Consider the following 25,563-nt stretch of genomic DNA (forward strand, 5'->3'; position numbering starts at 1 on the left):
ATTATTTGGATTGAGAACGAGGCAAACGCGGAGCTCGCCGTCCTGACTTTAGCGATCTAGCAAGGCAAGCAGTTCATCTTCCACCGACGAAATTAAATTTTCGTCGGCTGCGCTGTGCTCATTGAAATCCTCGTTCCAAGTCGCAAATGCACGATCGAGATGATCGAGTGGTTCATTAGCGGGCGTGACATGAGCGAACTTGATTATTCCATCGACTAGATCACCAATGATTGTCGGTGATTCTCCATTCACTTCGCGCTGGGGTTGTTGATTGCCGACAGGTGACGCCATCGGCACTACGACTGATGCGTCTGGCTCGGAACTCAAATCGACCGCGTCCACCTCATTGAGGTAGTTAATGACGTTGAGTGCGTCCAAAGCCGTAATGAACTCATCCCCATTGACATTTAACATCGGTCCGTCGTCATATACCGTACTTCCCGCTTCGATCAGAATCGATTCTCCCGTCGAAGCGTCTTCGGTATTGAGATAGTTTATGATCGACAGAGCGTCGAGAGCCGTTACCAGCCCATCTCCATTGACGTCATAACGATTATCCAGATTCGTTGTTGCCAGGCTCTCCAGACGAATTGGATTCCCTGGGTTCCCCGCCGATGCGACCACCGGAGGATCGAAATTACCAACGACGGGCGAGGCGGCAGAATTACCAAACGTCGCAAATAAGTCTGGACCAAATGGCTGCGGCGTGAATGCAATTTCATTACCTCCTGAGCCATCTGTGGTGGGAGTGATTCGCTCCACTAATGGAATGACCGTTGCTGCTTCATGTACCTGGATCTCTCTCCAAGAGATTTGGTTATTCGCATTGCCTTGGTAATTTGCCAGCACGATCGGTTTGATGAACGCAGTGCCAGGGCGAAACTGCGTGTTGTCCAATCCGGTCCCACTCAACGTCGCCTCATATCGGGTCCATTCATCAGGTACCGTTTGGTTTGACAATCCTGCGTAATTGTATGTACCTCCCAGCGTCGCGTTACGGACAGCCGTTCCTGCAGAGATCTCAGGTCCGGTCCACGGCGTGTTGAGTGTGATCACATTGCCCACGATGCCAGTTGCATCCCAAAGCCCACTGACGTAGTTAGTTGCAACATTTCGAGTGTAGGTGTAATCGTCGTACGTATGTCCAAGGCTATCGGTATAGCCATACCAGGCTAGGGATCGAGAATAGCTGGCGCCACCGTTAGACCAGCCCGATGCATTCTGAACGAAGACCTGAGTATCACCAGGTTTTAGATCTGCCGTAAGGACGGTATCAGTCGCACCGGCATGTTTGAGCACATGCTGGGGTGAGATCAGAAGATGGTCTATATCGTAGCTGGCAAATCCCAGAGACTGTCTATTGGCCGGATCGTAGAAACCGCCTTCTCCGTCGCCCGATCGTGCTGTAGCAGAGAGCACATAAGATTCCGTGACGTCGATTGGTATGAACTCATCGGCGATCCGTAACTGGGACGGCTGCGTCGTTTGCAGCAGGCCGTTGCCTGCAAACCGAGCCTCGTTGAGCAATTTTGGAGGCTTCCGTTGACTCATCAAAACATAGAATTCAGCCTGTCCCACAGGCGACAGTCCCGAGCCGTCTGGCTGCCACAGGCCGATGTCATCAAGGCCATCTCCGTTAAAATCGGCCGCAAAAGGGATCTCGCGCACACCGGGGAAACCGAACTTGAAAGAGACATCTGTTTTCCCATCAATGCCATCGCCGCTGAGATCTAGGACCACCAGATCGTTCGACCAAGCGCCCAAATCATCGATCCCATCGCCGTCGAAATCGCCGACGAAGGGCAAACCAGTCATGTTGCCGGCGAGTATCGTGTCGACTTGGAAATCGTGATTAGTATCCAGACGCCATGTCGTCCCAGACTTCAGGCCCACCTCATCCCCGTTGACAGAGTTGCCGTCAAAGTTCCCAGCAAAAGGCAACCCATTGATCTGAGGAGCGGTCGTGACGACGAGATCGGGAACTCCGTTATTGTTGGTGTCAATTAACCAACGGAGGGCTCCTCCAAAAGTACCGTAGGTGGCGATTTTGTCGTACCCATCGGCGACGTCAGCAGCGCCACGTACGAAATTACCGGCGATCGTGAGAGAGGTTTGGTTTCCCAATTTGTAGACGATGTCCTCGTTTGTATCATCACTGTTGATCGCTTCCGGATCGAACAGATTGTTGCCGTTGGTATCTACATAGACGCTGCCGTTGGAATACAAACCAAGCTCGGCACGCGAATCGACGGTGAATCTTGCGACAAAGTCGCCACCGGAGACTCCGTCACCCGAGGGCAGTGTCGGACCACCTTGCGGTTCCTGGGCGTTGCTCTCGCCATCGAGTTTGTTCCCACTGGGGTCAACAATGGAGTCGATCAGCGTGAGTGTGTAGCGGTCGTCCGGCAACGGAGAATCAAATCGTAGCTCGATCGTAGCGGTCGCAACCTCGCCGAATACGACGGGAGCATTGACAACGATGACATCCGAAATCGCGACAATTCCGTGGTGATCACCTGTCAGTTGGTACAAACCTGCTGCCGAGGAAATGTCGTAATCCAACGCACCATATGCGAATCCGGGGAATCGAGTCGGAAGATCTTGGATGTTAATCGTCAGACTGTTGACCAAGGGAGTGGGGCCTTGGCTAATGGGCTTCACGTCAAAAATGTTATAAGCTGGATTTCCGGTGATTTGAATCGCCTGCAGAGGACCATCGCCATCGGGATCGAACACCTGAGGTCCTAACGTATCCACGTCTTGGACATCGACATCATAAGGGTTGATTGAATTGGGCGTCGCCCCTTGAACTCTCACCAAGTATGTGCGTCCCGCTCTGGTACCAATCGTCTGGATCGCAGCGTCCGTCTCTGCAGACAGGCGGGTAATCGGCATTCCATCAGCTGTGAACATGTCCAGTCTTAAGCGTCCATCACCGGGCAGACCAGGTTGCCCGTTAGCAAGAGTGGGAACCGCATCAAAGAGGACTTTGAACTGGAAAGTTCCGGTCTTCGGTGCAATAAAGCGATACCAGTCCTCATCTCCATGGAGATTCACGCCATTTCCGAAAGGATCAATTTGGGCACCCGGGTTAATGTTTGGCTGGGTCGTGGATTGGGCCAAGTCCGAAAGGTCAGTGGGGTTATGAAAGCTGCTGTTGTACGAGAAAATGTCGGAATGAAACACGACGATGCGACCGAGTCCGTCGCTGCCCGTGCCTCCGAACGTACTACTCGATGAATTGGTATCCAGCGGAGTGATGTCAACGTATTCGATCCCCTCGTAAGATACCGGTGGCAAGTCGCCTACGATGATGGATCCGCTGCGTTGATCGGGGCCTTGATGGTGTTGAATCGTATTTCCGACCCCTTGATCTTCAATCGCCAGTCGGTCGCTGGCATTGGGCAAGTCGCCATTGACGTTAAACTGCACAGGGGCACCACCGAAAGGATCGGGCGACACCAAAATCAGATCGTCGCCTGCCTTGGCTTCGATGGTCACTATATCGATTCCCGCCCCGAGGACGACTGGGGTGAAGGTCAGCCCCGAGGGACTCTTGAGCGTGACCAGTCGCGTTGCTGCCGAGGCTGTCACCACATCGTTGTCATCGGTGGCTTCTACGATGACTCTGTCGGTGCCACTGTTCCCGCCAGTCGCGGTGATGGCTTTGGCGCCGCTGAAATGAAAGGTTGGTGACAAATTCGAGCGATGGCTGCCACTGCCGCCATTGGTGGGATTAATTACAAAGTAATCGTCTCGATCGGTGCCGTTCATAGTGAGCGTGTCATCACCCTGGCCGCGGAAGACGATCTGTTCCATGTCACTGAACTCGATCAAGGAGGAAAGCTCAGCGATACTCATCTCGACCGGACTGTAGGTAACCGTTTGAACGCCTTCAGTTTCCAGTTCGAACACGTCACCTTGCTGACCCACGCCCGTGGTTGCGGCAGGTGTGCCGCCGTCGATGGTCAAATTCACGTCCCAGACGGCGACGGTGGGGTCCAGTGTCCGCAGCACGATATCATCGTCGCCAGCCAGAGCTTGGATGGAGAACACGGGTGTGTTGAGAAACAGGACGCTCGGCCCAGCGTTAAGGCTGACGGTGAAGTCCTGCACACCGTCGGCTCCCGCATGAGTGGAACTGTCACGGGCGATGATCGTGATGTCGTCGTCGCCATTGGTACCCAGAAAGACGCCTGGAACGCCACCGGTGACAGTGACCTCCTCGATATGGTCCCAACTGACACGTTGGATACCTGGGCCATCAGGAACGAATCCACCGGAGTCATTCTCCGGACCCGGCTCAAGTGTGTAGGAGGTAACCGGTAGGAAGTTGATCCGGTCGCCGGCAGTGGCACCAATCGGGTCGCCTCCGTCAACAAACACTGGAATGGTGCCGGGAGTGATGTTGAACGTGTCGTTGCCAGTGTGACCATTGAGTGTCAGCCCGACATAGTTCTCCGTATCAACATTAAAGAGCCCGATGAGCTGGACATCATTGTTGAGTAGGGTTGCCGTATCGTCAGCCGAAGTGCTTCGCTGGTTCACGGTCAATTGCTCGTCCTCGCCAGGGTTCGCGTTTGCCGTAATGTCCTCCACGTTCGTGAACGAGACCAACTGGCTGTTGAGCGCCGATGTCACCCCGGGCGAATCGATGTGTCCGGCCTGCGGACCGGTTGCCGTCACGCGGGTACTGTCGACCAGTCCGACCACGTTGTTGTAGATAATGCGGTCCTCGCCAGCGCCGCCGTCGATTCCGACGGCGACATTCCACGGCAGCACCGAGGTAGCGAACGGGGTCACGGTGATGACGTCGTCCAGATCGCCAGCGTTGACGTTAAAACTGTCTACACCACTGAACGATATCGGGACGCCTCCATTGAGCGTGAACGTGCCCGCCTTCTGACTGGTGCCGATCAGGACCAGCGAGTCAGCGTTGCCAGGCTCCGCCAAAACCGTGACGCTGCCGCCACCGCTTGAGTTGATGATGTTGACGAACTCAAAGTTGGTAAACGTCACCGTTTGCCGGCCCGCTGCTGTGATCTGGTTGCCCACGATTGTCACGGCAAGACCATCGGCGATGAAGTTCAGCGTATCGCTGCCATCTTCGGCATCGACGGTGATCGGCGTCACGACTGAAGGCGTGATGGTAAACGTGTCATCGTCGTCGGCGGCAGGATCGACACCGATCGTGGCGATCGGCGCGTTGAGCGTACCGGCGACAATCACGTTGGCCCCGTTGGCCCCGTTGGTGTCGGCCGGATCGTCGTCGAAGTTGGCCGTGATGACGATCCCGGTGCTGGCTTGGATCGTCGATCCGGATGCAATTGTGATATTATCACCAGCCCGGAGGGTCACTGACGAACCGGTAGACTGGATTGTCGCACCTGAATTGACGGTCAAGTCGTCGCCACCATCGGACGTTTCCGCTGCGGTCAGCACGATCGCGCCCGCGGCAGTAATATCCGAATCAATCGTCAAAGGGCTACCTGAATTGATCGTCACAGCAGCAGCCGCGTCACTTGCGGTGATCGGACCACTCACTGTGATACCCTCGCCGGCCAGAGTGCTGCCGTGACTGGAAATCATGACATCGCCGCCACCGGAGTTTGAAATACCTGTGATGTCAAGCGCCGCCGGGGCGCCCGCCGTGTTGGCAATCTCGATGTTCCCGCTGGTGGTGTTGGTTGCATTGAGTGTGGCGACACGGGTCTCGATGGGATCGGCCGCTGTTCCTATACCTCCGGCAGCGACGATGCGCAGGCCCTTCGCCAGCACATCTGCCCCGGCTCCCGCGTCGGCGTCAGTGATCGTGCCTGTTGAGACCAGGGTGACGCTGCCGGTGGCTTGGATCAAGTCGATGGCTGTATCCCCGACCACTTGCAAGAAGCTGTCTGTCGGTCCGGCAGTCACATTGACCACGCCGCTAACGTCGAGGCCGAGAGGTGCCGTCGAGGTGCCGATCACGTTGGCTTGGTCGCGGGCCAGGATGGATTGGTCACGAATTCGCTCCGACGCATCGCGAACAATCGCAGACTTGATGGCCGCTGCTAGCGTAATCGAAGTCGATTCCGCGAACGCCTGCTGTGTCACGATCGCCAATGCCAGCCTGTCCTTGGCGGATTGAAGTGTGAAATTCGCGGTGGTATCCGCGACGCCTACTTTGGCCAGCTCGATTGATGCCGCGGTGACTCCAATGGCCAACCCGGTACTCACCAATTCAACCGCATTAGCGGCGACCTGTATAGCTGCCTGGACAGTGAAGGCACCGAGGTCACCCACCAGCGGAACACCTTGCGCGGGAGCCGCCACGAGCAGTGCGACCGTGGCCGCAGTCGTTACCGCCACCGACGCAACGTTCGCAGTTGCCGAAGCGATGCTCAGGCCGTCGACGAGATCCTGTTGTGCGTAGTACTCAATATCCAAGTTGTCGGATATTATCTGAAGCACCGGCACATTTATCATACCGCTCTCCACCTCGGCGTCGACGATTGCCTGTCCATTGCCCAAGGCGTCGACTGCAGTCTGCTCCGCGGCTGCCTCCGCCTTCGCCGCAGCAGCCTCTGCGATCCGAAACGTTTCATCGAGTTCAGCCTCTCGAGCGGTTGGAGCGTTACCGCTGAGAGTCGTCGTCCCGGCAATCACGTTGATCGCCGACCCGTTGCCGTCGACGATGATCCCGGCATGAGACTGGACGGTCACATCTCCCGTACCGGCATCGAACTCGCCAATGGTGATGGTTCGATCGGCGCTAACCAGAATGTTTCCCCCAGCAGTCTTGAGATTGCCCAGCACGGCGACTGCGCCGCTGCCCACAATCGACCCGGCTGTGATTGTGATCGTGCCGGCGGCGGACGTTTCGATGGTGTCCGCTGTGTCGAGAAATACGATCGCCCCGGTCGGCGTCCGCAGCACAAGCGAGCGACCAGATGCGATGGTGGCGGTATTATCAGCGATGTTTTCAATCGTGATCGATTCGGCATCAAACGTCAGCGTGCCGCTGCCAGACGCTTCGAGCGACGCTTCGGTGAGCAAGAGCGGGCCGGCGAAGGTCAGATTCGAGCCCACTGCGCCGCCGTCTGCCAAGGCCACCTGATTCACCTCCGCTTCTAATGGGTTAGCAAGGGTGCCGATACCGCCAGGAGCGGCGACATCAAGCGTTTTCGCGATGATGTTGACCTGAACGGGCGGCGGTGGATCGTTGCCGTCGGTGATCGATCCGACGGCGCGTAACTTCACCGTGTCGCCCTTGGCGGTGACTGTGTTGAGGATGATGCTGCCCGCACTGTCGATATCAATATCGGCCGCCTGTCCCAGGGCCGTGGCGGTGAGGGTGAGGCTAGCGAGATTCGCGTCGCTCAAGAAAATGCCCCCGGTCGTCGTGGTGGCCGTGATCGCTGACACATTGGTCTCGATCTTGTCGCCAGACGTGCCAATCGCCGATCCTTTTAGGGTGGCGCTAAGTGCGTTAATGTTATTGGTGAGGCCGTTCCCATCGATCAATTGGCCAGATGCAGTCAAGGTGACATCCTGGCCGGTTGCGATCACCGCACCGAGCGTCAGGTTGCTAGATGCAGAGATGGAAACGGCTCCACCCGTTGCCAATGCCGAGGTCAGCACTAGCGACTTGCTATTAGCAAGCAGCAGTCCACCACCCGCTCCGCCGTCTGCTGTCAGAGTGTTGACAGAGCTTTCCAGCGCGTTTCCGCCGAAACCGATGCCATTCGTCGCGACAAGATTGAGCGTGTCTGCAGATAAATTGTTATTGTCGCCGTTCCCGTCTAGCATTGCGCCGCTGGTAAGAAGCGACACTCGGCTCGGCGAGGAAACGAGCCCAACGGTCATATCGCCCATCCCATTTTGCACGTCGATATCACCGGACTTCGCGATAGCGCTGACGTCGAACGCATCGGCCTCTTGGATATAAATTCCGCTGGAATCCGTCTTTGCGTTCAGTGTGGCAACGGCCGTATCGATACCGTTGAGGCTATCGCCGATCCCAGCGCCCGCGGTGAGTTTTGTCGTGCCACCGCGAAGGTCGACGAGGGCATCGTTGGTGTCGTCAACGATTGCTCCGGCTGCGACGATGCTGACGTCGCGAGTGCCCGCATCGACGAGGCCGATCTTGACGTCGCCGGTCTTAGTCTCAAACGCCATGGCTGCCCCCGCTGCGTTGAGCACTTGCGTGCTCGCCAAAAACGAGAGGGATCCCCCCAGGAAGTTGATCGCTACATCGCCCCCGTTTGTGCTGGCTGCGACGGAGTCAATCGCGACCAAGCCACCGCTCCTATTGTCGATGTAAATAGGAGCAGCCGGAGTGATGCCGGCGGCAGGGTCACTGACGGTCGCGCGTAAGTCAGGCGTGTTCGTCTCCAACGGATCGAGGTTAGTTCCGATGCGCGATGCACCGGTCAGGTTGACGATCGAGCCGGTGATGTTCACGGCCGCCCCATTGTCATCGAGCAGTGACCCAACACTGTTTTCTACCGTGACAGTACCTTGTGCCGTGATGGTCTTGATACGCAGGCTCGCGCCCGTACTCGTCAGCAACATATTATTGTCTGTTCCACCAGCAACGACTGAGACCGCCGTGCTCTCGATCAGCTGCGATAGGAAGATCGGACCGTCGGTCGTGCTGGCACTAAAAGTCTCGACCGTCGATTCAATCACATCGCCGTCCTGACCAACCGTACCGTTGGCGACGAGATTCACGCTCCGCCCCAAAACGTTGTTCGACGCTTGATTGATGTCCAGTATTCTGCCTGTCACGGAGGTAATCGTGACCATATTGGGAGCACTAACGGTGTTGAGTAAAATGTCTCCTTGGGCGGAGATGGAGATATCCATCGTTCCTTGGGTAACATTGTCGTCCAACACAATTAGATTGCTGCCGTTGATGACCGTCGTTTTGCCACCTTCCTTCGCCACGACGGAGTTGATAATCAGCCCAGGCCCGTTCGAGTCAGCAATGTAAATGCCGCCGTCGTTGGTCGTGGCCGTGAACGCTCCGACTGCGGTCTCGATCGCATCGCCAACCGTACCGATCGCGCTGTTTGATCCCGTCGTCGTCAGACTCACACCATTGGCCGCAGTCAGGTTGACGGCCGCACCGTTGCCATCGGTGATCGCACCATCCAGAGTTGTTAGAGCAATGAAGCCCGCGCCTGCCGACACTGATCCCAGCGCCACACCGCCCGCTGTGTCGGTGATGAAAACGCCTCCCGTAACAGTGGAGGCGTTCAGGTTCGTAGCATTGATCTCTAAAGTGGGATCGGCATCGATTAACTTCCCAATACCAGTAACAGCGGTGAGGTCAATGTTGGTCGCCACGATGTCGGGATCGCTGGCATTGTTATCTGTGATTGAGCCGCCGTTGGCATGAATCGCAACCGTGTCGCCGCTCGTGACCGGGCCGTTGAGCGTCACATTCTCCGCCGTCACGGATAGGTTTCCCGCGAGCGCCAGATCAGCAATCGTCACCGCGTCAGTGCCACCGAGCAGATCAATGTCAATGGACGTCACCAAATTGGCTGGACTCAGCACCACCATCGTGCCCGATCCACTAACGCTGCCCGCTTGGCCACCAGTTACCGTGATGGCTTCCGTATCCGTAAATCGGTAGTCAGCGCCGACGCGTTCCACAACCAACGTGCTGCCAGCGGCGCTCCCGTCGTAGTTGATCACTCCGCCGCTGAAGTCGAGCGTCGCCAACATGCGTCGATCTTCAAGCTTTTCCAAAAAGAGCGACGCCAATGTCGACCGCCGCAATGCACAACGGCGACGAAACGAATGTGTTCGCAACGCCGATGAACGCTTAATGTCAAACATTTTCTTCATGGTATTCCCTTAAAACTGACTAAGCACAATGACAGCGACTGCTTCATACGTCCGCGTGTGATGCACAGGGGGAAGGCAATCAGCTCCCGCCATGTGCATAGACAACATGCATGGGCGCGCGGCAACACACGCCCCGAGGAGGGGTTTCGCTCCCCTAAGGTTGTTGAGTGCACTAATGTGAGCCTATCCGACAGACGAAAGCAATAGCGCGTCAACTACAAAAATGCGTCATTTTCAGTTCGACTTGGTTTCTTAAGCGATTCCGCAATAAACCTCTCTGGGGAGAACTACCCCGCCGAGTGGACAGGGGCGCCATCGTTCGCGAACTTTACGAAACAGAGGGGGCAGCAGACGCTGTCGAGAGAGAGCAGTTCACGCCGCGAAGGCGTCGGCCGCTTCCATCCCCCCGCGTCGAATCATCTCATTGGCAATGCCCAAGGATCGACGCATTCGTAGAACAACGGCGTCCAAGTCGACGATGGAGTAGTGATGATCACTCTCTGCACACCTACGTCGTTTGGACGGAAGATTGTCAGGACGCTACGGATCCGCGGTTGCGAACCGATTCACCCTTACCCATAGCGAGTTAGCGCTCGGGTGTCGCTAAGAGTTCGACGTCAAAGGAAACGTCTGAATCTCTAGCTGCCGATCGATCTGCAGCGGTCTCCCGGTCCCAGTTTGCAAAGAAGTCATCGACTCGCAGCTGAGACGAATTGGCAGAGTCTCTCAACTGCGAACCGCCGGGCTGCGCATCCTCTGCGGATTTGACCAATCCCTCGGCAACGTCGTGAATGACCGTTGCGAGCTCCCGCGTCCGCTCATCCTCGCGATCGGAGAACAAGTCAGGAGTTTTCGCCGGAACAATGACCGGGGCGACGGGCTCGGGATTCGCAATCTGGCTGTCGAGCTCATTGAGATGGTTGATCACGTGGAGGGCGTCCAAGGCCGTGATGAAACCGTCTCCATTGACATTGAACATCGGTCCCTCGTCCAACATTGTGCTGCCGGACTCAATTAAGATCGACCCCACTGACGTCGACTGCTCGCTATTGAGGTAGTTAATGATCGACAGCGCATCCAGGGCTGTGACGTTGCCGTCGCGGTTGACATCAAAGGGGTTATCGAGGTTCGTCGTACCAAGTACAGCCAAACTCACCGGGTCTACTGGAATTCCCGAAGCTGATAGCGACGGGCGAGCAAAATTGCCCACGACAGGCAGCGCATCGGAATCACCAAAGGCGGCGAAAAAGTCCGACCCAAACGACTGTGGTGTGAACGAAATCTCAGTGCCACCCGAGCCGTCAATCGTGGCTGTGATTCGGTCCGGCACTGTGACAACCGATGCAGGCCCGCCTCCCAATGGTGCATCTGCGAGCGGCCTCGTATGACTCATCAAAACATAAAACTCGCCCTGTTCCTCTGGTACTACGCCGGTGCCGTCAGGCTGCCACAGGCCGATGTCAGCGAGGCCGTCACCATTAAAATCAGCCGCAAACGGTTGTTCACGGACACCTGGAAACCCGAATGTGAAGGACACATCCGTGTAGCCGTCGATATTGTCGACGTCGCCACTGCTCAGATTGAGCACGAACAGGTCGTTGGACCATGCGCCGAGATCATCGATCCCATCGCCGTCAAAGTCTCCCACGAACGGCGAACCTGTCATGTTGCCCGCAAGCGTCTTGTCGACTTGGAAGTCATGATCGGTATCGAGGTGCCACGTCGTCCCGCTCTTGAGACCCACCTCATCACCGTTGACTGAATTATCGTCGAAGTTTCCAGCGAAGGGTAGCCCGTTTTGTTGGGGGGATGTCGTCACGACGAGATCGGGAACACCGTTGTTGTTGGTGTCAATCAACCAACGCAACGCTCCCCCGAAAGAGCCATAGGTTGCAAGTTTGTCATATCCATCAGCGATACCATCAGCATCGCGTACGAAATTTCCAGCAATCGTCAGAGAGTTTTGTTCTCCCTGTTTGTAGACGATATCTTCATTCGTAAAATCGCTATCAATCGCCTCAGGATCGAATTGTCGATTCCCATTGGTATCAATGAAGACACTACCGTCGGCGTAAACACCGATTTCTGCTCGCGAATCCACCGTAAAGCGTGCTACAAAATCGCCACCCGGGACTCCATCACCTGAAGGAAACGTCGGACCGCCTTGCGGCTCTTGGGCATCGCTCTCGCCATCGAGCTGGTTCCCGCTGGGGTCGACGATTGAGTCGCTCAACATCAGGGTATAGCGATCGTCCGGCAGAGGAGAATCGAACTGTAATTCGATCGTGGCGGTTGCCGGTCCGCCTGCAGTGACAGGGGCGTTGGTCACAACAATGGCCGAGATGTCGATGATCCCATTGTGATCTCCAGTCAGAGTGTAAAGACCTGCTGCCGAGGAGATGTCGGGGTCCAAGGCTCCGTAGGTAAACCCAGGGAATCGATTGGGGCCGTCCTGAATATGGATGGTGAGACTATTGACCAACGGCGTCGGCCCTTGGCTAACAGGCTTGACGTCAAACAGGTTGTAGGTGGGAATCCCCGTGATTTCAATTGCCTGCTGCGGTCCGGCACCATCAGGATCAACAATCTGCGGTCCGATCGCGTCCACATCAGCAACATTGATGTCATAAATATTAATCGAATCCGGAGTCGCTCCCTGGATACGTACTAAATAGCTAAGCCCAGCCTCCATTCCAATCGCCTGGGTCGCATCATTCGTCTCCGTGGGCAGTCGTGTAATCGGTGTCCCGTCGGCGTTGAAAACGTCTAATCGCAGTTGTCCGTCACCGGGCAGGCCGGCCTGCCCGTTAGCAAGCACGGGGACCGCGTCAAACAATAATTGAAACTCGAAGGTGCCCGTTTTTGGGGCGGTGAAACGATACCAGTCCACATCCGCCTGAAGCTCGGAACCGAGTCCAAACGGATCAGCCTGGGAGCCTGGCGCAATGGATGGTTTGGCCGTGTACTGAACCAAATCTGAAAATTCGGTGGGATTATGAAAGGTACTGTTGTAGGAGAAAACATCTGGGTGAAATACAACGATGCGCCCCAGGCTGTCGCTTCCCGTGCCTCCAAACGTGCTGCTCGATGAATCGGTATCGAGCGGCGCAATATTGACATATTCAATCCCACTGTAGGACACCGGTGACAGCGGACCAACGATCACGGTACCACTCTGTTCGTCGGCTCCCTGATGGTTTTGCACGGTATTGCCAATCCCATCATCGATAACCAGCAGGCGATCACTCGCGTCGGGTTCACCGCCGTGAACGGTCACGCGCAGACTGTTCTCTGGGGTCGCATTGAGATCCTGCGAAATCCGGACACCAATGTCATCGTCGCCCTGCCCAGCGTCCACCTGAGCTTGCTCAATCGTGCCTGCGATCAGGGTGTCGGTATCGTTCACGCCGTTGAGCTGAACGGTGAGGGTCGTCGCCGATGATTGGTCAACGCCGATACTGTCACTGGCGGACGTTCCTTGGATCAAAATCGTATCAAAGCCGCTGCCGCCATCGAACGTGTCGTTGCCAGGACCGCCCATCAGCGTGTCCTCGCCTTCATTGCCGAATAGCTGATTATCGCCAGCGCCGCCATGGAGATGATCGTCACCGGGACCGCCAATCAAGGTAGCGTCGGCGGACAGGAAATCATCGCCCGCTCCGCCCTCAAGGGTCATTAGGATCGTGTCTTGGACTCCCGCTGCCGCCGTGAGGATATCGTTGCCCTCGTTCCCTAACAGCCTTAGCAGATCCTGATCAGCCGCAGCAGCGTTCTTCACTGTGACGTCGTATTCCAGCCCGGCGACGTTCACGACGCCACCCGTACTGGAAACGAGTAGGTCGTCGGTGACGCTGCGACCATGGACCCCGATCATGTCTTTCGACCCAGCGGCGCCGAGGTCTAGATTGACTTTGACCACTTCGGTCGTCGTGAGGTCGGTTAACGTGAACGCATCACCGCCGCCCAGGCCGTTGACATTGATTTGTTGGACGCCCTGCGTATCGACGATGCCCGCACCAAGGATGACCTGGAGATGGGTTGAGTCATTGGCTGGTTGCAACATGAATTCGTCAGCGGCACTGCTGCCGCTGACGTTAAGGATGTCACTTGCATTGCTACCGCCGTCGACAAAGTCGCTGCCATCGCCAGCATTCCAGTTAAAAACATCGCTGTCGGAACCACCAAATAGTCTATCGGTTCCTAGCCCGCCCATGATGATGTCGTTGCCGGCCTCGCCGTTGACTTCATCGTCCCCACCTCCTGCCATGATGACGTCCTGGCCGGCTCCACCGAAAATCAGATCCGCATCATCCGAGCCGGTGATGGTATCATCGCCTAGCCCGCCGAAGATCGTGGCCCCCTGCGAACCGGCCATGTCAATGACATCGTTGCCGTCACCAGCATCGACAAAGTTTTGTATGCCGGGTACATCAAGATCCAGAGTGATATTGTCATTGCCACCAAAAGTGCGCAGCTCAAAGCGGCTCAGGTTGCTGCCGAGCGTGAGCGTGCCTTGGTCAGCAATCGTGACAACCGTGGCGGTCGAGGTCACCGTGTCGACGCCCCCACCACCGAGTAGACTCAGGACATCGAATCCTCCCGTCCCGCCATTGACCGTCACGTCACTTGCGCCGGTGTAATCGAACGATGGTGCTGCGTTGGACCGGTGGCTGCCGCTACCGCCATTGCCCAGACTCACGACAAAATTGTCATCCCGTCCGGTCCCATTGATAGTCAGAGTATCGCTGCCCTGTCCTTCGTAACCAACCTGTTCAACTGCACTGATGTTGATCGTTGACGAAAGTTCGGCGACCTCGATAACCGAAGGTGAGTAGGTCACCGTTTGTGTTCCTTGGGATTCCAATGAGAAAACGTCTCCTCCCTGCCCAGTACCGGTCGTGGAAGAGGACGCTCCACCGCGAATGGTTAAGTCCACATCCCAGACCGCCGCGGCGGGGTCCAGGGTCTGTAGGACGATATCGTCGTCTCCAGCCAATGCGTTTACCGTAAATACCGGTGTGTTTAAGAACAGGATGCTCGGCCCGGCGTTGAGGCTGACGGTGAAGTCCTGAACGCCGTCGGCTGCCGTGTGTGTGGAACTGTCGCGGGCGATGATGGTGATAGCGTCGTCACCGTTGGTACCCTGGAATACTCCTCCCGTACCACCGGAGACAGAAAGCTGTTCAATATGATCCCAACTGACACGCTGTGCGTCACTCGGCACGAGTCCGCCGGAATCATTCTCGGGGCCTGATTCGAGCATGTACGTCGATGTCGGCAGGAAATTGATCAGGTCGCCGGCAGTACTGCCGATCGGATTGCCGCCATTGACGAACACTGGAATTGTGCCAGGAGTGATGTTGAAGGTGTCGTTGCCACCTCTGCCATTGAGTGTTAAGCCAACGAAGTTTTCCATTTCGACGTTGAAGAGTCCAACGAGTTCGGCGGTATCGTCGAGCAGAGTGGTCGTGTCAGCAGCTGAGGTGTCGCGTTGGTTCACGGTTAGCTGCTCGTCCTCGCCTGAGTTCGCGTTCGCCGAGATTTCCTCCACGTTCGTGAACGAGACCAGTTGACTATTCAGCGCGGACGTCACGCCAGGTGAGTCGATGTGTCCGGCCTGTGGAGCGGTCGCGGTCACACTCGTGCGATCAATCAGTCCTACGACGTTGTTGTAAATGATCTGGTCGTCACCGGTGCCGCCATCGATCGTCACGCCAACATTCCACGGCAGCACCGACGTGGCGAACGGGGCCACGGTGATGACATCAGCCATGTCGTTGGCATTGAAGTAAAAGCTGTCCACGTCGGTGAACGCGATAGGCACGCCGCCATTGAGCGAGAACGTACCCGCTTGCGGACCCGTGCCCGTCAGGGTCAGCGTGTCGGCGTCACCGGCGGCTGCCAAAAGCGTGATACTGCCACCGCCACTTGCATTGAGGATGTTCACGAACTCGAAGTTGTTGAACGTCACCGGTTGCATGCCCGCAGCCGTGATCTGGTTGCCGGCGATGGTGACGGCAAGGCCGTTGGCGTTGAAGTTCAGCGTGTCGCTGCCATCGCCAGCGTCCACTGTGATCGGCGTCGCGAGCTGGGGCGCGATTGTAAACGTGTCGTCGTCGTCGGCATTGTCGCCGACGCCAATCGTGGCCGTCGGCGAAACGAGCGTGCCGGCGATCATCACGTTGGCGCCGGTCGTATCGGCCGGGTCGTCGTCAAAGTCAGCTGTGATGACGATCTCGGTACTCGCTTGGATCGTCGAGCCCGACTCAACGATAATATTGTCACCGGCCTGGAGCGTAACAGATGAGCCGGTGGACTCGATGGTGGCACCTGACATGACGGTCAGGTCATCACCGGAGTTCGCGGTGTCTGATGCGGTCAGCACGATCGCCCCCGCCGCGGTGATGTCCGAGTCGATGGTCAGCGGACTGCCGGAGTTGATCGTTACCGCAGCGGTAGCATCGTTGGCACTCACTGGGCCGCTGACCGTGATGCCTTCGCCACCCACGGTGCTGCCCTGATTGGAAATCACGACATCGCCGCCACCGGAGTTTGAGATGCCCGTGATGTCGAGCGCCGCCGGGTCACCGGCGATGTTGGCAATCACGATGTCCCCGCTGGTGGTGTTGGTGGCATTGAGCGTAGCCACACGTGTTTCAATGGGATCCGTTGTCGCTCCGATGCCGCCTGCGGCAGCGATGTTCAGTCCTGTGGCCAGGACGTCCGCCCCAGCTCCCGCGTCGGCGTCGCTGATGGCGCCGGTCGAGATCAGGGTGACACTGCCGGTGGTCTGAATTTGGTCGATGGCAGTGGCGCCAGTCACTTCCAAGTAGCTGTCCGTTGGGCCAGCAGTCACATTGACCACCCCGCTGACGTCGAGGCCGAGCGGTTCGGCAGCGGAGCCGATCACATTTGCTTGATCACGGGCCAAGATGGCCTGGTCACGAACACGTTCGGAGGCATCGCGAACAATCGCTGAATTGGCGGCCGCTGCCAGCGAAATGGAGTTCGCTTCCGACAAGGAATTTTGCGACGCCAGCGCCAGATTCAGTGAGGACGAGTCGGCGAGAAGTTGCGCGGTCGCAGCTGACTTTTCATTGCCCAAGTCGGTCACGGTAAACGCATACGAGGTCGCCGCGATGGAGGCCACGTTCAGTGCAACCTGGGCAACATTTAAACCAATTTGGAGTCCAGCCAAAATCGTGCCTGCACCTAAATCACCAGTCAGCGGAATGGCTTGGGCAGGTCCCGCAACCAGTGCTGCGGCACTTGTCGCGACACTGGCAGCACTGACGACGGTGCCCGCAGTTGCCACAGCCACGTTCAGACCGTTCGAAGTATTCGTTGCACGGTTATATGCGTCGGCAGCAGAATCGGCGGCAACCTTGTCATTGGCAACCGCAACTTGTAAGTCCTCTACATATAGATTGGCAATGTTGAGTTGGCCTTCGAGAGCGTTGGCCGTGGTTTGCTCTGCGGCCGCCTGCGCTGTGAACGCTGCCGCGTTAGCGATTGCAAACTCTTCATCGAGTTCGGCCTGGCGTGCCGTCGGAGCGGCACCAGCGAGTGTCGCTGTCCCAGCGATCACGTTCACGGCCGTCCCGTTGCCGTCGACAATAATCCCGGCGTGGGATTCGACAGTGACGTCACCCGCCCCGGCATCGAACTGGCCTATCGTGATGGTTCGGTCGGCGGTAGCGAGAATGTTTCCGCCCGCCGTCTTGAGGTTGCCCAACACGGCGACGGCCCCGCTCTCCACGACGGTCCCCGATTGGATGGTGATCGTGCCGGCACCAGTCGTCTCAATCGTGTCTGCGGGATCAAGAAATACGATGGCCCCGGTTGTCGTTTGCAGCAGGAGAGATCGACCGGACGCGATGGTGGCAGTATCGTCGCTGATGTTTTCAATCGCGATCGAATCTGCATTGAACGTCAGCGTGCCGCTGCCCGCTGCTTCCAACGCCGCTTCGGTGAGCAGGAGCGGGCCGGTGAAATTAATATTTGCGCCAACTGAGCCACCGTCGGCCACGGCCACTTGATTCACGTCCGCTTCGAGTGGGTTCGTGGGGGTGCCGATACCGCCAGGAGCAGTGATTTCGAGCGTTTTCGCGATAATGTTGGACTTTACCGGCGGGGGAGGGGCGTTGCCATTCGTGATCGTTCCGGCAGCATCTAGCTTCACCGTGTCGCCCTGGGCGATCGCGGTCGTGAGGACGATACTGCCCGCGCTGTCGATGTCAATATCGGCCGCCTGTCCGGTGGCTGTAGCGGTAAGAGTCAGACTTCCGGTACCAACATCACTCACGAAGACGCCGCCGCTCGTCGTGGCCGCCGTGAGCGTAGACACCTCGGTCTCGATCTTGTCGCTTGAGGTGCCAATCATGGACCCATTCAGGGTCGCGCTTGCGGCGCTAACATTGGTGGTCGTGCCGTTGCCATCGATCAATTTGCCGGATGCCTTCAACGTGACGTCCTGGCCGGTCGCGGTCACCGAACTGACCGTGAGGTCGCCCGAGGCAGATATGGAAACCGGCCCGCCTGTTGCCGCTGCCGAGGCCAACGCGAGTGCCATGCTATTGGCAATCCATAGTCCACCGCCCGCTCCGCCGTCTGCCGTTAACGTATTAACCGAGATCTCCAGGGCGTCGCCGCTCGATCCGATGCCGTTCGCCGCGGAAAGATTGAGCGTGTCCGCAGATACATTATTGTCAGCGCCGTTCCCGTCCAGGATAGCGCCACTGGTGTGGAGTGTTACTTGGCTAGGTGAGGAAACAAGTCCCAAGGTCATGTCGCCGGTAGTGTTGCTCACATTGATATCTCCGGCCGTTGCCGAGACGCTCACCGTGAACGCACTGGCTTCTGAGATAAATATGCCTTGGGCACTCGTCGTCGCTTCCAGTGACACGACGTCCGTCTCGATTTCATTCGAGTCACCGCCGATTCCAGACCCAGCGGTGAGTCTCACTGAGCCCCCACGGACGTCCACGTCGGCATCGTTGCCTTCATCGGTGATGGCCCCTGGCGTGATGATGCTGATGTCGCTACTACCGGCATCGACAAGACCAACCTTGACATCGCCAGTCTTGGTCTCAAAGGTCACCGCCGCACCCGCGGCGTTAAGCACCTGCGTGCTCCCGACGAACGAGAGAGAACCACCAAGGTAGTTAATCGCCACGTCGCCACCGTTCGTCGTAGCTGCAACCGAACTGACCGCAACGAGGCCACCGTCGTTGTTGTCGATGAAAATGACAGCGGCGGGGGTGATGCCGGATGCGGGGGCACTGACCGTCGCACTCAAGTTTGCAGTGTGTGTCTCCAACGGATCAACTTCAGTTCCGATGCCGGACGCGCCGCTCAGGCTGACGGTTGATCCGGTGATGTTCACATCCGTCCCGTTGTCATCGAGCAGTGAACCGCCTCCGTTTTGCACCGTGACATTCCCCTGTGCCGTAATGGTCTGGATTTGCAGACTCGGGCTTGTACTCGTCACCAACACCTGGTTGCCCGCCCCGCCTGCGACGACGGACGCCGCCGTGCTCACAAGCAGCGATGACAGAAAGATCGAACCATCGGTTGTGCTGGCACTAAAAGTCTCGACCGACGATTCAATCGCATCGCCGTCTTGGCCGATCGAGCCGTTGGAGATGAGGCTCACACTCTGCCCCAGGACGTTGTTGGAACCTTCGTTGATGTCCAGTACTCTGCCGGCAATCGAGGTGATCGTGGCCATATCCGGAGCCGTAACGGTATTGAGCAGGACGTTGCCTTGAACAGAGATGGAGACGTCATCGGTGCCTTGCGTCCCATTATTATCCAGCACGATTTGATTGTTGCCATCAATATAAGGCGTGTGTCCGTTTTCCTTCGCCAGAACGGCGTTGATGATCATTCCCGGCCCATTCGAGTCGGCAATGTAAATGCCGCCGTCGTTGGTCGTGGCTGTGAGCGCTCCGATGGCGGTCTCGATCGCATCATCGGCCGTCCCGATGGCGCTACTGGATCCGGTCGTCGTCAAACTCACGCCGTTGGCGGCAGTTAGGTTAACGTCCGCACCGTTGCCGTCGGTGATCGCGCCGTTCTGAGCGGTCAAGTCAATGAATGCCGCGCCGGCCGACACGGCACCCAGGGCCACGCCGCCATCTGTATCGGTAAGGTAAATGTTGCCATCGTTCGTCGTGGCGTCGAGCGATCCGGTCGTCGTCTCGATCGCGTCGTCAGCAGTACCGATCCCATTGTGGGCGCCTGTCGTCGTCAGGCTCACACCGTTGGCCGCAGTCAGGTTGACGTCCGCACCGTTGCCATCGGTGATCGCGCCGTTCTGAGCGGTCAGACCAATGAATCCTGCTCCGGCCGTCACCGCACCGAGGGCCACACCGCCCGCCGTGTCGGTGATGTAGATGTCGCCATCGTTGGTTGCGGCCGTGAGCGATGTTGTCGCCGTCTCGATCGCATCGCCCGTGGTTCCGATCGCATTGTTGGTCCCCGTTGCCGTCAAGCTCACACCGTTGGCCGCGGTGAGGTTAATGTCCGCGCCGTTACCGTCGGTGATCGCGCCGTCCTGAGCAGTCAAGCCAATGAATCCGGCTCCCGCCGACACCGCTCCGAGGGCCACTCCGCCCGCCGTGTCGGCAATGTAGATGTCGCCGTCGTTGGTTGTGGCCGTGAGCGTTGCAATCGCAGTTTCGATGGCATCGCTACTCGTACCGATCGCGTTGTTGGCCCCTGTCGTCGTCAGGGTCAGACCGTTCGCTGCAGTGAGGTTGACGTCGGCACCGTTGCCATCGGTGATTGCTCCATTCTGGGAGGTCAGATTGATGAGCCCGGCACCCGCCGACACTGCCTCGAGGGCCACACCGCCCGCCGTATCGGTGATGAAAATGTCGCCACCGCTGGTCGCGGCGTTCAAATTGGTGCCATTAATTTCCAACGTGGGATTGGCATCCGTCGACGCGCCAATGCCCGTGGTAGCGGTGAGGTTGATGTTGGTGCCCGCGATGTCTGGATCACTGGTGTTGTTGTCCGTGATCGCACCGTCGCTTGCAGTAAGTGTGACCGTGTCGCCGCTGGTGACCGGACCATTCAGCGTCACATTCCCCGCCGCCACGGACAGGTTTCCTGTGAGTGTCAGGTCTGAAATCGTTGCCGCATGGGCGACATCAATGTCGACGGAGGTCACGGCGCTGACCGCACAGGAGACAACCATGGTGCCGGTTCCCGTGCAACTCGCCGCGTCCGCGCCACTGACCGTAATGTTTTCTGTATCGGTGAATTGGTAGTCGGTGCCGACGAGCTCGACGGCCAAGGTGCCTGTAGCTGAGCTGCCGTCGTAGCTGAGGGCCCCACCGCTCAGGTCGAGCGTCGCCAGCATGCGGCGATCTTCGAGACGCTCTAGAAAGAGTGACGCCAAGGTCGAACGTTGCTTAATGCGTCGTCGGCGACGGGAGGATTTTGTACGCAGCGGACGCTCGGATCCAAATAAATTGCTCATCATGTTTTCTTCTAACGGGCCAGGCTCATTCACATCGAAGGGCTCCCACTTTAACTTAAAAGTGCAGAGGGCGTAGGCCTCGTTTCCCGCAGAAGGAGCGTGGACCCGCTCGCATGGCTTGGACGTCGCGCGATCACGAATGTAAGCGGAGTGCCGTCAGGCACCGGGCGAGGCCCTCAAGTACCGGGTGATGCCGTCAGGCCCGGGCGCTGACGCGACTCGGTTCACTCATTCCACCCCAATCGGAGCCGATCCCTTCGAGGGCGAGCTTCGCCATCTCGTTTAGCGACCGGTTTGGTGAAAACCCATCTTCGATGACGCGCCCTTCCAAAGGACTTGATGGAACTGGCTGCTGGTTACTCGTGCCGGAGTGCGTCGATGGGATTCATTCGCGCGGCGCGGATCGCGGGGTACAGGCCGCTACCCAATCCTACCGCGACAGCGATCACCACAGCGAGTGGAATGGTTTCCATTACGATCGTGGGCTGTGAATCTCGAATCGCGCTGGGCAATACTGCAAACTGCTCAGGAAACCCCTTGGCGATGAGTAGAATCGCGCCGCGATACATCGGTGGACCAAGAAATCCAAGCACGATTCCTAACGCAGCACCCGCAAACGATAACAGGATCGTTTCGACCAAGAACTGTCGGACAATATCCCGGCGGCGAGCGCCCAAGGCGCGGCGGATTCCGATTTCGCGGGTCCGCTCGGTGACACTGGCCAGCATGATGTTCATGATTCCAATACCACCGACCAACAGCGAAATACACGCGATCAAAACGCCAATCCCCAAAAACATCAGTCTTAGGTTGCGAGCCTGTTCGAGCAGTTCGAGCGGTACCACCACGGCCACGTCTCCCGCGTCTTTATGTTTGGCCGCCAGAATGCTCTCGATCACCTTGGCCGTCGGCCGCACTTGGCTGACCCGTTCTACCTGCATGGTGATCTGGTTGAGTTCCATGATTTCGACTTGGAACTGGCCGCTGCGGCGAGTGACAATGGTGTCACCAATACGCTTTTGCATGGTTTCGATCGGGATATAGACGTCTCGATTGAAATCTTGCGAATCCAGCGAACCGCCGATCGCTGCCGAAGCGCTGCGGGATTCGAGCACACCCACAATGCGGTAGTAATCGGTATGTTCAGGAACATAGATACGTTTACCGACGGGGTCTTCATAGGGAAACAAGCCATCGGCGATCCCTGATGCGATCACACAGACGTTTTCCGCCCGCGCGCTGTCAGCGTCGGTCAGAAACCGGCCACCCCGCCGCCGCAACTCAAGCCGGTTGACGGTTTTATAGCCCGGCGTGCATCCGACTAAGCGTCCGGAAATCAGTTCGTCACCATGTGTGAATTGGCGTTTGATCTCGCGGATCGGGACCGCTTTGTCGATCATCGGCAAGGTGGCGATGATCTGGTCGAGTTCACTACGAGACAGACCATATTTGGACGCCGATGAACCAGCGAGTTTCTCCTCAGGCGGTTTCACCGAGCGGACAATGATTGTGGTCGCACCGAGCGACTCAATCTGTTTCTGCACCTGGTTACTTGCACCCTGGCTGATGGCCGTCAACACAATCACCGACCACACGCCGATCAGGATGCCAAGCATCGTCAGGCCGGTGCGCAACGGGTGCAGCGTCAAGCTCTTGACCCCCATGCGAATTGTTCGCAACCACATCAGCATCGGCCAACCGCCTTCATGAGAGTCCCTGTTTGTTCTTCACCGCGATTGCAGCGGCTGCTTGCAGCTCCCGGGCAGTCTGCCGACGTTCATCGCTGACGGGTTCGTCACTATAAAGCATACCGTCCTTGAGCCTGACGATCCGGCGGGCACGCTCGGCAACATCGTCCTCGTGAGTCACGAGGATGATCGTCCGACCTTCGCCATTGAGTTGATCAAAGAGTGCCAAAATTTCATCCGTCGTGACACTGTCGAGGTTTCCCGTCGGCTCGTCAGCAAGGATGAAGTACGGGTCATTGACGAGGCTGCGGGCGATGGCGACACGCTGTTGCTGTCCGCCAGAAAGTTGATTGGGGCGGTGGTCGAGCCGATCGGCAAGTCCAACCCGTTCGGCCAGTTCAACCGCCCGAGCGTATTCCTTCGCACCGAGCAGCCCCTGGTAGTACAGGGGAACCTGGATGTTCTCAACAACGGTGAGTTGTTGAATCAGATTGTAGGATTGGAACACAAACCCAATCCGGCGACTGCGAATATCGGCGAGCTGATCGTCCGACATCAGGCTAATGTTATCGTCACCAAGGTACAGGCTGCCGGCGGTAGGCTGATCGAGGCAGCCGAGCATGTTCAAGAGCGTGCTCTTGCCACTTCCCGACGGTCCCATGATTGCTACGTAATCCCCTTGAGGGACATCGAACGATACACCCCGCAGTGCCCTGACCGTTTCGCTCTTGAGCACATACTCTTTCGTCAACCCATCAATCCGCGTAGCGAGTTTCGCTGCAGCAATAGGACTCGCTGGCTGATAGGGCGTCATCGCCGGTTTTCCGGCTGCCGCCGGCGATGGATGTGAGGTGGATGGTTCTCCGGAACGCTGCAGGAAATTTCTCATGCGGCCGGTTGGTCGGTATTCTTGGTGGTCATCTCAGCGGTTTCTTTCGCCTCTCCACGACGGGGAGTAGACGTCGACTGGACGCTTGATTCATCCTCAACCTCTGGCCGGGCACTGACCGTTTCCGCGCTCGATGTCTCTGCATCAGCGGCGGCGACTGGTTGATACTTCCTGATCATATCGCTGTTGTCCTCAGCCACGACCTCAGGCAGGTCCATCAACGCCAGGTGCTCGCGGAGATTCAAAACCGCCTTGTCACCAGCGACGAGTCCCTCGGTAATACTGGCCATGGTATCGTTGGTGGCGGAGATCTTCACCTGGCGCGTTTGGAAATCCTGGACGCCGGTCTGCACCAAGGCGTACATTTTCTTGTCGTGTTCATACACCGCTTGAATCGGAACCTGAGTCGCGTCAGGCAATTGCTCGACGAACACTTCGACGGCCGCTGTCATGCCGGTGCGTATATTGTCAGGAGGATTGGTGATCTCAACGATGACACCATACTCCTTGATCGATGAACTGAACCAGCTGCCCGGTTCGGCATAGCGATTTACTTTCGCAACATGCCCGGTTAATCCTAGATTGGGCAAGGCGTCGATGCGAATCTTTGCGGGCATTCCCTTCTGAAGCAGCGTGATGCGAGATTCGTTGACCTTGCAACGAACTTGCATTTTGCTCGGGTCGGGCAGACGCACCAGGGTTTGCCGCTCACGGACAACCGCTCCCGCTTCGACAACAAATTCCGAATCACCACGATGACTTTGTTTGTTGGCGTGCACAACGACACCCTCCGTCGGCGCTACCATCACGCAGTTGGCAATCTGTTGCTCAATTTCGCGGTACTCGAGTTGCTCTTCGGAGAGCTTTTCGCGGGCGGCGGTCAGGCCGGCTTTCGCAGCTTCAATGTCGCTATCAAACTGCACCAACATTTTACGTTTGGTCAAATCCTGCAAGACTCGCAACCGCCCTTTGGCGGCATCGAGTTGATTTCGTGTATTGGCAAGTGCAAATTTGTCCGCTTCGAGCTGCAACGAATTGACGAGCCCCTTTGCCACGAGTCGCTCGCTGCTCTCAAGTGCCAACTGAGCCTTCCGCATCTCCTGTTCGGCAATCGCCATCTCACTGAGGATCGCTTTCTCTTCGGTCAGGAACAAGCCTTCGAGATACTCCTCGCGCGAAATCGTCGCCTGCTCCAACAGAGCTGCTGCCGTCGCCACGGCCGCTTCAGCAGTGATCACCTCAATTCGGTTTTCCTTCAGAGAAACCTCCAGGTTCGACGAATCCAGTTCGACCAGTTTATCGCCTTTGACTACGTGGGTGCCCTCATCAATTACCCACAGAATGGCAGTCCCGGCATTGCCGCGCGCTTCAATTTCACAAATCACCTCCGTATTACTGCTACTCTCAATTTCGCCCTGCTCGACGATCGTGTGATCGAATGGACCTTGAGTGACCTCGCTGATCAGCAGATCGTCAGGCGAAATCCGCTTGCTGCGTTCCTTGTACAGGTCATAGGCATACCAGCCTGCACCGCCGGCAATGGCTAGCAGCACCAGCAATACAACCTTCACCCCGCCATGGCGGGGCGAGGTGACGGAACAGCATCGACTCGAAGCGTGGGAGAACATAGTGGGGAGGGGGGCAAGGAGGGGGGGCAGGGA

Annotated in this window: 5 protein-coding genes; all 5 read right to left on the reverse strand. The window is 57.4% G+C overall.

Translation table 11 applies throughout. From position 1 onward, the window contains the following. Window positions 1–48 precede the first annotated feature (48 nt). The 5 genes from Poly21_RS18395 to Poly21_RS18415 all read right to left on the reverse strand — a co-directional run bounded on the left by Poly21_RS18395 (window position 49) and on the right by Poly21_RS18415 (window position 25,530). Window positions 49–9,837 carry a dockerin type I domain-containing protein gene (locus tag Poly21_RS18395; protein WP_146408322.1) on the reverse strand — a complete coding sequence of 3,263 codons (9,789 nt, stop codon included), beginning with the start codon at window positions 9,835–9,837 and terminating at the stop codon, window positions 49–51. Window positions 9,838–10,423: 586 nt separating this feature from the next. Next, window positions 10,424–21,328, reverse strand: coding sequence for a dockerin type I domain-containing protein (locus tag Poly21_RS18400; RefSeq protein WP_146408323.1), 10,905 nt, complete (start codon window positions 21,326–21,328; stop codon window positions 10,424–10,426). A 353-nt stretch (window positions 21,329–21,681) separates the two neighbouring features. Next, entirely contained in the window at window positions 21,682–23,013 is a 1,332-nt protein-coding gene (locus Poly21_RS18405) for an ABC transporter permease (protein WP_146408822.1), read from the reverse strand. A 16-nt stretch (window positions 23,014–23,029) separates the two neighbouring features. Then, a complete protein-coding gene (locus Poly21_RS18410) occupies window positions 23,030–23,827 on the reverse strand; it encodes an ABC transporter ATP-binding protein (RefSeq protein ID WP_146408324.1) in 798 nt (265 codons plus the stop codon). A gap of 71 nt (window positions 23,828–23,898) precedes the next feature. Further along, window positions 23,899–25,530, reverse strand: coding sequence for an efflux RND transporter periplasmic adaptor subunit (locus tag Poly21_RS18415; RefSeq protein WP_302119522.1), 1,632 nt, complete (start codon window positions 25,528–25,530; stop codon window positions 23,899–23,901). Window positions 25,531–25,563: the final 33 nt, after the last annotated feature.

This window comes from Allorhodopirellula heiligendammensis (assembly GCF_007860105.1).
GTDB classification, from domain to species: domain Bacteria; phylum Planctomycetota; class Planctomycetia; order Pirellulales; family Pirellulaceae; genus Rhodopirellula; species Rhodopirellula heiligendammensis.